16 protein-coding genes are annotated in these 11790 nt (G+C 45.3%); 8 read left to right on the top strand and 8 right to left on the bottom strand.

Going from position 1 to position 11790, the window contains the following annotated elements; all coding sequences use genetic code 11:
* From F6K52_RS23260 to F6K52_RS23250, 3 genes are all read left to right on the top strand, one after another.
* Positions 1-2535: WD40 repeat domain-containing protein (locus F6K52_RS23260; RefSeq protein ID WP_293083394.1), on the top strand; the 2535-nt coding region annotated here is incomplete at its 5' end.
* A gap of 135 nt (positions 2536-2670) precedes the next feature.
* A complete protein-coding gene (locus F6K52_RS23255) occupies positions 2671-3051 on the top strand; it encodes a tetratricopeptide repeat protein (RefSeq protein WP_293083391.1) in 381 nt (126 codons plus the stop codon).
* A 28-nt stretch (positions 3052-3079) separates the two neighbouring features.
* Positions 3080-3334, top strand: a complete 255-nt coding sequence (locus F6K52_RS23250; RefSeq protein WP_293083387.1) for a hypothetical protein — start codon at positions 3080-3082, stop codon at positions 3332-3334.
* Between the two features lie 420 nt (positions 3335-3754).
* Here F6K52_RS23250 and F6K52_RS23245 read toward each other — a convergent pair whose 3' ends face one another.
* From F6K52_RS23245 to ald, 7 genes are all read right to left on the bottom strand, one after another.
* Entirely contained in the window at positions 3755-3958 is a 204-nt protein-coding gene (locus tag F6K52_RS23245; protein WP_293083383.1) for a hypothetical protein, read from the bottom strand.
* A 19-nt stretch (positions 3959-3977) separates the two neighbouring features.
* Entirely contained in the window at positions 3978-4931 is a 954-nt protein-coding gene (locus tag F6K52_RS23240; RefSeq protein ID WP_293083380.1) for an asparaginase, read from the bottom strand.
* A 45-nt stretch (positions 4932-4976) separates the two neighbouring features.
* Positions 4977-5483, bottom strand: a complete 507-nt coding sequence (locus F6K52_RS23235; protein WP_293083377.1) for a CGLD27 family protein — start codon at positions 5481-5483, stop codon at positions 4977-4979.
* Positions 5484-5508: 25 nt separating this feature from the next.
* Complete coding sequence (gene rsfS / locus F6K52_RS23230; protein WP_293083374.1) at positions 5509-5916, bottom strand: ribosome silencing factor; 408 nt, start codon at positions 5914-5916, stop codon at positions 5509-5511.
* 169 nt (positions 5917-6085) lie between these two features.
* Complete coding sequence (gene yqeK / locus F6K52_RS23225; protein WP_293083400.1) at positions 6086-6697, bottom strand: bis(5'-nucleosyl)-tetraphosphatase (symmetrical) YqeK; 612 nt, start codon at positions 6695-6697, stop codon at positions 6086-6088.
* A 121-nt stretch (positions 6698-6818) separates the two neighbouring features.
* A complete protein-coding gene (locus tag F6K52_RS23220) occupies positions 6819-6953 on the bottom strand; it encodes a hypothetical protein (protein ID WP_293083372.1) in 135 nt (44 codons plus the stop codon).
* Positions 6954-7141: 188 nt separating this feature from the next.
* Positions 7142-8233 (bottom strand): alanine dehydrogenase, encoded by a 1092-nt coding sequence (gene ald / locus F6K52_RS23215; protein ID WP_293083369.1) that lies wholly within the window; start codon positions 8231-8233, stop codon positions 7142-7144.
* Positions 8234-8336: 103 nt separating this feature from the next.
* Between ald and F6K52_RS23210 the strand changes: the two genes are divergently transcribed.
* The 5 genes from F6K52_RS23210 to F6K52_RS23190 all read left to right on the top strand — a co-directional run bounded on the left by F6K52_RS23210 (position 8337) and on the right by F6K52_RS23190 (position 11264).
* Positions 8337-8507, top strand: a complete 171-nt coding sequence (locus F6K52_RS23210) for a hypothetical protein (protein WP_293083366.1) — start codon at positions 8337-8339, stop codon at positions 8505-8507.
* A 286-nt stretch (positions 8508-8793) separates the two neighbouring features.
* Entirely contained in the window at positions 8794-9102 is a 309-nt protein-coding gene (locus tag F6K52_RS23205) for a hypothetical protein (RefSeq protein ID WP_293083397.1), read from the top strand.
* A 73-nt stretch (positions 9103-9175) separates the two neighbouring features.
* The gene (locus F6K52_RS23200) at positions 9176-9661 is read left to right on the top strand and encodes a heavy metal-responsive transcriptional regulator (protein ID WP_293083363.1); all 486 of its coding nucleotides are present in this window, start codon (positions 9176-9178) and stop codon (positions 9659-9661) included.
* On the top strand, positions 9658-10728 hold the full coding sequence (locus F6K52_RS23195; protein WP_293083360.1) for a WD40 repeat domain-containing protein: 1071 nt from the start codon (positions 9658-9660) through the stop codon (positions 10726-10728). Before F6K52_RS23200 ends, F6K52_RS23195 begins: the two co-directional genes overlap by 4 nt.
* 113 nt (positions 10729-10841) lie before the next feature.
* Positions 10842-11264 carry a ribonuclease HI family protein gene (locus tag F6K52_RS23190; protein WP_293083357.1) on the top strand — a complete coding sequence of 141 codons (423 nt, stop codon included), beginning with the start codon at positions 10842-10844 and terminating at the stop codon, positions 11262-11264.
* Between the two features lie 85 nt (positions 11265-11349).
* On the opposite strand, the gene F6K52_RS23185 is transcribed toward F6K52_RS23190, so the two are convergent.
* Positions 11350-11613, bottom strand: a complete 264-nt coding sequence (locus F6K52_RS23185; protein WP_293020207.1) for a hypothetical protein — start codon at positions 11611-11613, stop codon at positions 11350-11352.
* Positions 11614-11790 lie beyond the last annotated feature (177 nt).

Here is an 11790-nt window from a genome sequence, read left to right as displayed (position 1 = left end):
ATGAACCGGGATAAGGGACTGTTATTGCGGGGAGGTGCTTTAGTCCAGGCACAGGAAAAACTTAAAGAACGTCGGGAAGAACTATCCCAAGCTGAACAAGAGTTTATTGCCTTGAGTCAGAAATCCCAAAAACGTCAGTTTCAAAGCATTATAGGATTTGTAACAATAGTATTCGTAGCAATTTCTGGAGTAGCAGTATTTGCTGTTTTGGAAAGAGATAAGGCACTTATCGGTGAAAAAAATGCAAATTTAAAAGCTGATATTGCAGGGTTAAAGTCTCGCTTAGTCTCAGGAGATAAAAGTTTAGATGTTCAGTTGGGTGCAATTGAAGTAAATCAAAAATTGCAGCAAGCAAAGAAACCAACGACAGATATTTTGATTCAAGGTGTAAACTTGCTACGACAGACTGTCTATCAACAAAGAGATGTCTATCAACAAAGAGAGATTAACCGTTTGACTGGCCATCAGAGTGCGGTCAATCATGTCAGCTTCAGCCCGGATGGGAAATACCTCGCTTCTGCAAGTGATGACAACACCGTGAAATTTTGGACAGCAGAGGGCAAATTGGTGGACACCTTAACTGGCCATCAGAAACCTGTCACTCATGTCACTTTCAGCCGAGATGGTAAATACCTTGCTTCTGCTAGTGGGGACAATACCGTGAAATTGTGGACAGCACAGGGTAAATTGGTGGAGACCTTAACTGGCCATCAGAGTAGTGTCAATCATGTCAGCTTCAGTCCGGATGGTAAATACCTCGCTTCTGCAAGTGATGACAACACCGTGAAATTGTGGACAGCACAGGGAAAATTGCTGCACACCTTAACTGGCCATCAGAGTGCGGTCAATCATGTCAGCTTCAGCCCGGATGGGAAATACCTCGCTTCTGCAAGTGATGACAACACCGTGAAATTGTGGACAGCACAGGGGAAATTGCTCGACACCTTAACTGGTCATCAGAATACGGTCAATCATGTCAGCTTCAGCCCCGATAGCAAGTACCTGGGTTCTGCAAGTGAGGACAACACCGTGAAATTGTGGACAGCACAGGGGAAATTGCTCGACACCTTAACTGGTCATCAGAATACGGTCAATCATGTCAGCTTCAGCCCGGATGGGAAATACCTCGCTTCTGCAAGTGAGGACAACACCGTGAAATTGTGGACAGCACAGGGCAAATTACTGCACACCTTGATTGGCCATCAGCATACGGTCAATCATATCACCTTCAGCCCGGATGGTAAATACCTCGCTTCTGCAAGTAAGGACAAGACTGTGAAATTGTGGACAGCACAGGGGAGATTGCTGCACACCTTGACTGGCCATCAGAATTGGGTCAATCATGTCAGCTTCAGCCCGGATGGGAAATACCTCGCTTCTGCTAGTTGGGACAACACCGTGAAATTGTGGACAGCACAGAGCCAACTGGTATCCACCTTGACTGGCCATCAGAAACCTGTCAATCATGTCACCTTCAGCCCGGATGGGAAATACTTCGCTTCTTCTAGTTGGGACAACACCGTGAAATTGTGGACAGCACAGGGGAAATTACTGCACACCTTTACTGGCCATCAGAATACGGTCTATCATGTCACCTTCAACCGAGATGGGAAATACCTCGCTTCCGCTAGTGAGGACAATACCGTGAAATTATGGACGCGAGAGGGGAAATTGCTGCACACCTTGACTGGCCATCAGGGTTCGGTCACTCATGTCACCTTCAGCCCGGATGGTAAATACCTCGCTTCTGCAAGTGATGACAACACCGTGAAATTGTGGACAGCACAGGGCGAATTACTGCACACCTTTACTGGCCATCAGAATACGGTCTATCATCTCACTTTCAGTCGAGATGGGAAATACCTCGCTTCTGCAAGTTGGGACAAAACCGTGAAATTGTGGACAGCACAGGGGAAATTACTGCACACCTTAACTGGCCATCAGAGTGCGGTCAATCATGTCAGCTTCAGCCCGGATGGGAAATACCTCGCTTCTGCTAGTTATGACAACACCGTGAAATTGTGGACAGCACAGGGCAAATTTGTGGAGACCTTGACTGACCATCAGAGTCCGGTGACTCATGTCACCTTTAGCCCGGATGGTAAATACCTCGCTTCTGCTAGTTGGGACAATACCGTGAAATTGTGGACAGCACAGGGCAAGTTGGTGGAGACCTTGACTGGCCATCAACATCAGGTCAATCATGTCAGCTTCAGCCCGGATGGGAAATACCTCGCTTCTGCTAGTAGTGACAATACCGTGAAATTGTGGACAGCACAGGGCAAGTTGGTGGAGACCTTGACTGGCCATCAATATCAGGTCACTCATGTCACCTTTAGCCCGGATGGGAAATACCTCGCTTCTGCTAGTGATGACAATACCGTGAAATTGTGGAACTTTAACCGAGAGGAACTCCTCAAATACGCTTGCAATGGGCTGAGTGGCTACCTAAAAAATAACCCTGATGTCAGTGATAAAAAGCGTGATCTTTGTGGAGTGGAAGCTTCTGCAACAGCTTTTCTTTTAGAAGGTTAAAAATTAGCATATAATGGTAAGATTAATGAGGCGATTTCTAAGTTTAAAAAATCTCAAGAACTTGACCCTAGTTTAGACTTTGATCCTCAAGCTAAAGCAAGAAAAATTGCAGCACCATTTTTTGTTCGTCAAGGGATGGGATTAGTATTTGAAGGTAAAGTTGATGAAGCATTAGCAAGCTACAAAAAAGCTCAAGAACTAGATCCTAATTTAGAAATTTCTGCCAATTATTGGAATAAACTTTGTTTGCGGGGTAGCCTGTACAACCAAGCTGATAAAGTAATGTTTGCCTGTGAAAAAGCAATTGAACTCGCACCTGATGATGGAGGAATTATCGATAGTCGGGGTTTGGCTAGGGCGTTAACGGGTAATCGTAAGGGTGCGATTGAAGACTTTGAGCAGTTCATTAAATGGACAGATGATGAAGAAGACAAAGCACAACGACAGGGTTGGGTTGACGCTCTCAACAATGGTGAAAATCCGTTTACAACAGAGGTGTTAGAAAGTCTGCGATAATAGGAAGCTTTCAGCGGTCAGTGGTCAGTTGTTAGCGGTCAGCCGTCAGCTATCAGCGGTCAGCTTATGGGCTACAGATGGTGCTACTGTTCGGGCAGTGCTGTGGAATGGGCATCTTGGTGGAATGGGCATCTTGGTGGAACTGGCATCTTGCCAGTTTCATGCTTATTTTGGGGCGGGCAGGATGCCCACTCTACCTTTTCCCGATTCCCGATTCCCGATTCCCGACTCCCGACTCCCGACTCCCGATTCCCCAAAATCACAAAACCCCGCAAAGAAATAACCTTGCAGGGCTTCATGATATTCCATTAAGTGGCGGGAGGCGGATTTGAACCACCGACCTTCGGGTTATGCGTACCAACTACAACTTTCGTTGCCTGGATCTTCCAGTTTGTGGTCTGGACTGTCCCTTCACCCTCGCCTTAAACGTTAGGGTGCCTGCCTAACCAGTCTCTACACCTTCTCCTTTTGGGAGCTTGGCTCGGGATTACCTCGCTACAGGCTTCCCCGAATTTGACAGGTAAACACACGGAGATTTATCTTCGTGCCGCCCATGCTCAAGCTTGCTATTAAGCGTCTAGCTAACTTGATTGTTGAGCCCGACGAGCTACCAGGCTGCTCTATCCCGCGTCGTCTTTTTAACTATAACACCTAATTTCCAAAAGTGGCAAGGGGAAATGAGAAATTTATGAAATTAATTCTATCAGCGCTCTGGGAATAGGGAGTAGGGAGTAGGGAGCAGGGAGTAGGGAATCGGGAATCGGGAATCGGGAGTCGGGAGTCGGGAGTCGGGAGTTGGGAAAATACAACCCCGGATCTCTTTCCCCTCTTGCCTTCCCCTCCTGGGAGGGGTTAGGGGTGGGTTACTCTTGCCTCTTGCCTCTTGCCTCTTGCCTTGGAGATACAAACGCGCTTATGCTCACCCCTCAAGGCATAGATAACTCCCCAACCACCTCTAAACGCTTGTATTTACTGAGGTTAATAAACATCGACTCCAAGGTATCTGCCACGGAAGGAGTAATCCAAGCCATTTGCTTGAGTAGGGCAATGGCTGCAGCATACTTAGGTGATTTGCCGCCATCGAGGACTTTAATGGCTAGACCCATATTCTGGCCAACGCGACCGATACATTGAACCCCTTGTGCTCCGGATTTACTTACCAGTTCCCCTTCGGATAATCGCATCAGTTCTGTATCAAATCCCCCTTCCCCGGATACCATATGGGGATGACTGATCATGGCACGGATAATACGCTCCATGGCCAGATTATTACCAGAAGAGAGCTGAGCGTACAATAAGGCCATTTGCCGTAGTTGTAAAAAGTAAGTGGGAGCGCCACAGTCATCGTGAGCGAGAATTAACTCTTGCTCCGGCATCTGTAGCAACTCCGCCACTTTGCTTAAGATTAACTTTTGTACGGGATGGTTGTACTCCAAATAGGTCTTGAGTAGCCACTGCCTTTGTTGACAAACAGCCAACATTCCAGCATGTTTACCGGAACAGGTATGTTGCAGTGAACTTTCCTTGCCTGGGGGAATGGGACACTGTAGTGCTGATGGGTCAACATCACAGCGCCAAAGAATATTAAAGACCTGCCTTACCTGCTCCATCGTTCCTTGATGGGAACTACACATAATAGCCAAGTCTCGGTCGGTGAGATTGTAACGCTCAAGGGTACCTGTGGTGGTAACCGCTAACGCTTGGAAAGGTTTGAGTGAAGAGCGAATGAATGTTGAGGTTTCTGGGTTACCCGCAACATATAACATCCGTCCCCGGTCATCACACACAACCGCTTGAGCTGAATGAACTGATTCGATAATGCCTTCCCGTAGTAAACGGACTTCTAAGGCTCGTGTTTTAGTACGTTTTCCCCTGGTCATGGATTAGACTTAAAGCTACCCTATAGCTTAGTTGGAGCAATCGAGCTAGGTGGCTGATAACACACGCCAAATGATGTTGCCACCAATCACGACTATAATCAAAAATCCGAACGTCCAGTGTAAACGTTGCAAAATTGGTTGGAGTTCATAAGAAACAATTAAGCGATCGCGAGCCAAAATTTCTGGGGTTTTTGTCCAGGTTTGACCATCATACCACCCTGATTCCTCGTAGACGATGGTTTCTCTGGTTAAGCGATCGCGTACATAGAACCAACCCAGGTATAGCCGCAGCAAGGCTAAAATCAAGAAGATACTTGCTCCTGCCCCGCCACAGAGCAGAAACTTGATTATCGCTTTTTGCGGTGGAAAACTCACTGCTGCTATCGGGCCTGAAATCAGCCAGCTCAACCCCCAAACCCAAGCCAGCTTGATCACATAATTTGGTAGTTCCAGCCTTGCCCAGTTAAAAAACCAAGACTCCCTTAGTTCTTGGTATTCATTTATGGGTTGCTGCTCTTCTGGAACAGGACATACATAAACGGAAGATTTCATGATTATTTATTTGTGAGTGCTGCAATTAGGATGCCTGAAACTCAATCTGCTCCGCGTGGCCCCAGAATGCTTCGAGATTATAGAACTTCCGTTCTTCTGGCAGCAAGATATGGACAATCACGTCACCGTAATCTTGAAGTATCCAGATTCCCTCTGCTTTTCCTGCTGTTCGCACAGGTAAACGGTTCCATGCCTCTTCTACTTGCTGTTCAATCGACTGAGAGATTGCCCTTACCTGTACCCTAGAAAACCCGGTCACAATTACAAAGTAATCTGTGATGTACGATACCTCTGAGACCGACAGAATTACAATATCTGCACCCTTGCGGTCATCTGCTGCTTGAGCAACGGTTAATGCTAACCCATAGCTAGCATTCTGGTTTTCGGTATCAGGGGTTACTAAAGTGGAGGGCTTATTATTTTGATCTCTCATTAAGGGTTTAATTCCTCGCTTTACAAAACAATCTGTTCTAATAGTAATTAAGTTTTCTTGTGCTTAATCACTTGCTGTACAATTCTTTTCATTTCTTTTCTTTGCTTCTTCATTTGACACTCACACTGCTGTTGAGTAAACTTTCCGACAAAGCTAGGAACGGGGGAATTTAGGCATTTACACAATCTGTCTTACTCTCTCGTTTAGCTGTTGTCTTCCTGGACATCTTTTGAGCCCAGTTTCGAGTCAATATCATACGTTGGTGAATGGGACGAGGACTCTCTAGCAGGAATTTTAAAGAGTAGTCACAGGCTAACCAAACAGTTTTGTATAGGTCTTGCTTAGAGAGATTTCGTAAGGCTTGTAAATCCGTTGTATCACCACGACCTGGCTCAATAGTATCAGCAATAAACACCACACAACTGAGGGGGGTCATACCCTCACGGCCTAAGGTATGGAGAGCGATCGCTTCCAATACTGCTTCATCTTTGACTCCAAATTGCTCTTGGGCAACAATAGCACTGACATCTGCATGCAATAAATGAGGAGCGGCTTCACAGACTGGATCGACTTCTATGGCATTATCTCTAGCCATTTGCAACAAGCGCTCAGGCTTAAAGTATTTGGCTAGGTCGTGCAACAACCCTGCTTGAGCTGCCTGCTGAGCATTGAGATGATGAAGCTCGGCGAGTTCAACAGACATCTGTTCAACCCGCAATATATGCTGTAGCCGAGAAGACGGTACATTATCTGCTAACCAGGTTAACACCTGATCACGCATCACCTTAAAAAGCTCCTATGACATTTAATTGGTAACACTCGCTAATTATTTTTTTAAGAAAAGTTTAACAATTTTTCTTTATATAGCGGATACTACCTGATATGTCTATTAAAACATTTTCTCAAGACTTTAGCAACAAAATGTCAAAGGAAAGGGAGTAGGGAATCGGGAGTAGGGAGTAGGGAGTAGGGAGTAGGGAGTAGGGAGTAGGGAGTAGGGAGTAGGGAGTAGGGAACTTTAGAACAAAAATTATCACAATTCCTACAGGGATTGCTATATAGAAGTTTTTTAGCTAATGAGGTAAACAGGATTTTTTACCTCTTCCCTATTGCCTATTGCTAGCATGCCTATTGCCTATTGATTGTTCCCTAAAACAAAATTTGTAGCTTATGTAATTGAAAATTGCTATAGTAATCATTTAGGATTGCTATAGCAAAAAAAACCTTAGCTATCAGCTAAATCGGGAAACACTTCTCGGACTGCTGGATGAACTAACTTGTGATTCTCGACATTAACGCCCTTGGCTAAAGCAGGATTATTGTCCAGAGCGCTCAACCCCTGATTGGCCAGACTGAGTACGTAGGGGAAAGTACTATTGTTTAGAGCCACAGCTGATGTGCAGGGAACAGCTCCAGGCATATTAGGCACCCCATAGTGAACCACACCTTCGTCGATATAAATGGGATTGGTATGGGATGTGGGTCGTAATGTTTCAATACAGCCTCCCTGATCCACAGCAACATCTACAATTACTGAGCCATTAACCATTTGTGTGACCAGAGAGCGCGGCACTAAAATGGGAGCGCGACGACCAGGGATTAACACTGCCCCAATCAGGAGGTCAGCATCAGTAACAGCCGCTTCAATTTCTGCTGAATTGCTGTAGAGGAGTTCCACTCTTGAGCCAAAGATGGTTTCTAAATAACTCAACCGTTGAACGTTAATATCAAAAATCTGTACTCTCGCTCCCATCCCCACAGCTATTTTGGCGGCTTCTGTACCGACAACTCCGCCACCAAGAATTACTACCTTACCTGGTCTAACTCCGGGAATACCCCCCAACAGCACCCCTCTTCCCCCTTGCTGACGCTCCAGAAATCTGGCTCCAAATTGCACAGAAAGACGACCAGCAATAATGCTCATGGGGGTTAGCAGCGGTAGGGTGTGGTCTGGGAGTTCTACGGTTTCATATGCGATCGCAATCACCCCCGATTGCAGCAACTGCTCAGTTAAAGCACGGTCAGCGGCTAAGTGTAGATAAGTAAACAACAGCTGTCCTTTTTGAAGCAAGGGATACTCTGGCGCTAGGGGTTCTTTGACTTTGACTACCAGTTCCCGATTCCAAGCCTCAGCAGCCTCTAAGACAATTTTGGCTCCCTGACGCTGATAGTCTTCATCGGTAAAGCCAGCACCAGTGCCAGCATTAGTTTCAACGAAAACTGTATGACCCGCTTCTTGCAAAACCCTGACACTACTGGGGGTTAATCCCACACGAAATTCCTGATCTTTCGTTTCTTTGGGAACACCGATTTCCATGCTTGTACCTCTTTGGCTTACTGGTGCTGTATCTAAATGTGATCTAAATGTTAAAATTAGTGAAGTTAAGTAACTCCACTATAGCTTGGCAACTTTTCTCACTATGACGCAACCCCAACCCTCTAAAGTCCCTCAACTCCAGTCACCTAAGTTTGGGTTTAATGATTACGCAGAACGCTTGAATGGTAGAGCTGCCATGATTGGTTTTATTTTGACTCTGGCAATTGAATACTTTACTGGTCAAGACTTATTAACCTGGTTAGGTTTACTGTAAAACTACTCCCAGAGTCGGTCAGTGGGACAGTCGGTCAGTAGGAAAGTCGCTTAAGCTACTGGCCTGCTGCTGTAAGCGCTTTTAGGAATAACTGCTGCCATGGTTTCAAGGATTGGCGAAATTGATCTTAAATTTCCCGGTTGCTCTGGGGATATCGAAGAATTATATATATCTCTCTCAATAACAGTGAAGTCCTCCAACTAAGTTAGTCCTCTAGTTGGGCACTTCTGACCTATTCTGTTACAAAAGAAGTAAATCTGTGAAATAGAGTAAGTAGTAAGCCGTGATAAATGCTTTATGGCATCGAGTGTTGAAGTCAGCTTACCGTAAAGAGCCAATCTCAGGCTTCATCGTGATTATCGGAGCGGTGGATGCTGTGATTGGTGGTATCGGCGGACGCTGGTCATTATTCAGTTTTGGACTGATGATGGTAGCAATAGCAGTAGCAGTCCGTTGGTGGCAAAGCCAAAGTCAGCAAACTGAACTGGCTGATCAACCTGTGGAGCGGTATCTTCCCCCCAGTTCTTCCCGTCCACCATTACCGATGTTGAGTGCTGTTAAGCGTCAACAACCTCGACGTCAACCACCTCGATAGGTCAAGCTGTTTTAAGATCACACTGTTCATCCCTAAGGCAATAGGGGAAACAGAGGGGAGAGCATAGTTATCAGTGGTCAGTTACCAATTACCAATTACCAATGATATTGTCACCAATTCATCAGAGGACTGGCTCAAAATTGGTCAGGTAGCTAGTCATAGCGGGTTGCCCGTTAAGACCATTCGCTATTACGAAGAAATTGGTCTGCTTACGCCAGTCACAACCCGCTCCCCTTCTGGCTATCGCCTGTTTACGAGCCAGGTGCTGAATCGACTGGCTTTTATCAAACGTGCCCAATCCCTAGGACTTAGCCTTAGTGAGATTCAAGACATCCTCAAAATCCATGACTTTGGTGAGTTACCTTGTGGCGCAGTTAAGCAGCATCTACTGCTCAAGATTGAAGCAATCACCGAACAAATAGAAGCATTGGAACTACTAAAGTCCGAGTTGTTGGGTATAATTTCCGGTTGGCAAGAACATCCCCCTGACGCGGTGAAAAGTAAGACGATTTGCCCTAACCTTGCCCAAAAGGCCACGCTACGCGAACAAGCAGAATGAAAAACACACCGTTGGCGATATTGGGAACAGTGATCGGGATCATGGCAGTGGTCACCAGTACCACCTACGCTAGGGAATCAAGACTGGGGCTAATGGTTGCAGCTATACCGGAAATGGCTTCATCCCAGGCTCAATCTTGGAGAACTCCTCAATTAGTGCGTACCATTCAAGCCCATTCTACCGCTGTGGATGCTCTGTCATTTAGTCCTAGTGGGCGAGTGCTACTCAGTGGGGGAAGCAGGAGTGATGCCCATCTAAAATTATGGTGGCTGAAAAACGGTCGTGAAATTGATAGCCTGCGAGTACACCAAAGCTCAGTGACTGACATGGCTTTTAGTGCTGATGGGAAAATACTGGCTAGTGTCGGGGAGGATGGTGGGGTCAACTTGTGGCAATGGAATCAGCAAGACTACACAGGAGACTATACCCGTACTTTTCTAGGCCATAGAAGCAATTTGCTTTCCCTAGCTATGACCTCAGATAGTAAGGTGTTAGTGACTGGGGGATTGGATGGTATTCGGGTGTGGGACCTCAGAAACAAACGTCCCCTTTACACTCTGGCAAATTTTGATCATCCAACCTATTCCCTAGCGCTTCATCCCAAGGCCGAAACCCTAGTCAGTGGACTCAAGGATGGTAGGATTAAAATCTGGAATCTGAACACGGGACAACCGCTTTACGTTATTCGAGCTCATCAAGGTATCACTAGTTCTATAGCTTTTACCCCTAATGGTAGAACCCTAGTCACCAGTGGTTATGACGGTAAGATTAAGGTCTGGGATACGCGGACTTGGCAGCTTAAGTATACCTTGAGCAAACATACTGGCAAGATTCGTGCGATCGCAATTAATCCAGTTAATGGCACAATCCTCGCTAGTGCTAGTCGTGATGGGGTTCGGTTGTGGAATTTGAACACTGGTAAGGAGATTGCTTGGTTGACTGGACATCAAGATTGGGTAAAATCCGTTGCCTTTAGTCGGGATGGACGTTTTCTGGCTACTGGGGGATTTGATCGGACGATAAACGTTTGGCAGGCTAATACAAAAGAGGTAGCATTTACTCAGTAAGGGACTTGCTTGTAAAAAAAATACCAATTACAGTAGGGTGGGCAAACTTCCATTATCTAGAATACTCAAAATAACTAAACTAGTTTTGCCCACCTTACAAGCTAAACAATATCATGACAGATAAATCGAATAATCTTGCTATTATTCATTTCGATGGTGTCAGCAAAAAACGCACTAATCAATCCGCATGTGCTGCTATAATTCAGTATCAAGGTGAAGTTTATCCATTCTCTCAATACTTAGGATTTACTACTCAGAACCAAACTGAATATATGGGACTAATCCTTGCACTACAGAAGACTCTAAAGCTGGGAGCAAAACAAGCCAAAATCTATGGGGATTGCGAACTAGTAATTAACCAGATCCATGGAGATTATATGGTTAAAAACAACAATTTGGTTAGCTTTCACTACCGAGCCAAAACCCTTCTTGATAAACTGGATTTCTACGAATTAATCTGGATTAACAAAACCAAAAACCTTGAAGCTGACCAGTTAGCTAATGACTGTATGGATTTAGAAAATTGCCAGAAGTAAACCTAAGCATTCAGCTATCAGCCTATGGGCTATGCCAACAGCTTTTGAATAAAATAAGCTGACAGCTGTCAGCTGAATGCTTACCTCAGTTTTCTTTTGATGCCTGCTCCTCTTGCAACAGTTGCTCTTTGGAATCTCCCCAGTAGGCAGCGTAAGTCCAAACTTCGTGGTTATCGTTTTCTTTGCTTTCTACTGACCATCGATAAATAGCTGATTTCGGCTCAACCCCAATTTCTATAAGCTTGGCACCCATATAGTACTCCATTTGGTTTTTGGTCATATACTTGACCCCAGTAGGCTCATTCTTTTTTACGGTTCGGGACATGAAAGCCTTAGTATGTTTTGCCATTTTGTTTCTATTTTGGATTTGAATATATAGAATTACTGATGTCTTGCATCTGTTCTTGACTAATCTCTAGCAAGAGTTAGACACAATTCTTAATATTCTAATGCTTGAAGGGAAAACAGAGTTAGGTAAAGTACCCTACTTCCGGTATCTTCTGCCTGCGCAACGGCTGAACACCTA

Source organism: Moorena sp. SIO3H5, from assembly GCF_010692395.1.
GTDB lineage: Bacteria > Cyanobacteriota > Cyanobacteriia > Cyanobacteriales > Coleofasciculaceae > Moorena.
The sequence above is the reverse complement of the archived record's forward strand: the minus strand, read 5'-3'. Positions and strand labels throughout refer to the sequence as shown.

Bases quoted from the DNA above. Each gene is read 5' to 3' on its own strand.
- F6K52_RS23190 (WP_293083357.1), top strand. From the start codon at position 10,842: ATGACAGATAAATCGAATAATCTTGCTATTATTCATTTCGATGGTGTC.
- F6K52_RS23255 (WP_293083391.1), top strand. From the start codon at position 2,671: ATGGGATTAGTATTTGAAGGTAAAGTTGATGAAGCATTAGCAAGCTAC.
- F6K52_RS23185 (WP_293020207.1), bottom strand. From the start codon at position 11,613: ATGGCAAAACATACTAAGGCTTTCATGTCCCGAACCGTAAAAAAGAAT.
- F6K52_RS23240 (WP_293083380.1), bottom strand. From the start codon at position 4,931: ATGACCAGGGGAAAACGTACTAAAACACGAGCCTTAGAAGTCCGTTTA.
- F6K52_RS23210 (WP_293083366.1), top strand. From the start codon at position 8,337: ATGACGCAACCCCAACCCTCTAAAGTCCCTCAACTCCAGTCACCTAAG.
- F6K52_RS23235 (WP_293083377.1), bottom strand. From the start codon at position 5,483: ATGAAATCTTCCGTTTATGTATGTCCTGTTCCAGAAGAGCAGCAACCC.
- F6K52_RS23195 (WP_293083360.1), top strand. From the start codon at position 9,658: ATGAAAAACACACCGTTGGCGATATTGGGAACAGTGATCGGGATCATG.
- yqeK (WP_293083400.1), bottom strand. From the start codon at position 6,697: ATGCGTGATCAGGTGTTAACCTGGTTAGCAGATAATGTACCGTCTTCT.
- rsfS (WP_293083374.1), bottom strand. From the start codon at position 5,916: ATGAGAGATCAAAATAATAAGCCCTCCACTTTAGTAACCCCTGATACC.
- ald (WP_293083369.1), bottom strand. From the start codon at position 8,233: ATGGAAATCGGTGTTCCCAAAGAAACGAAAGATCAGGAATTTCGTGTG.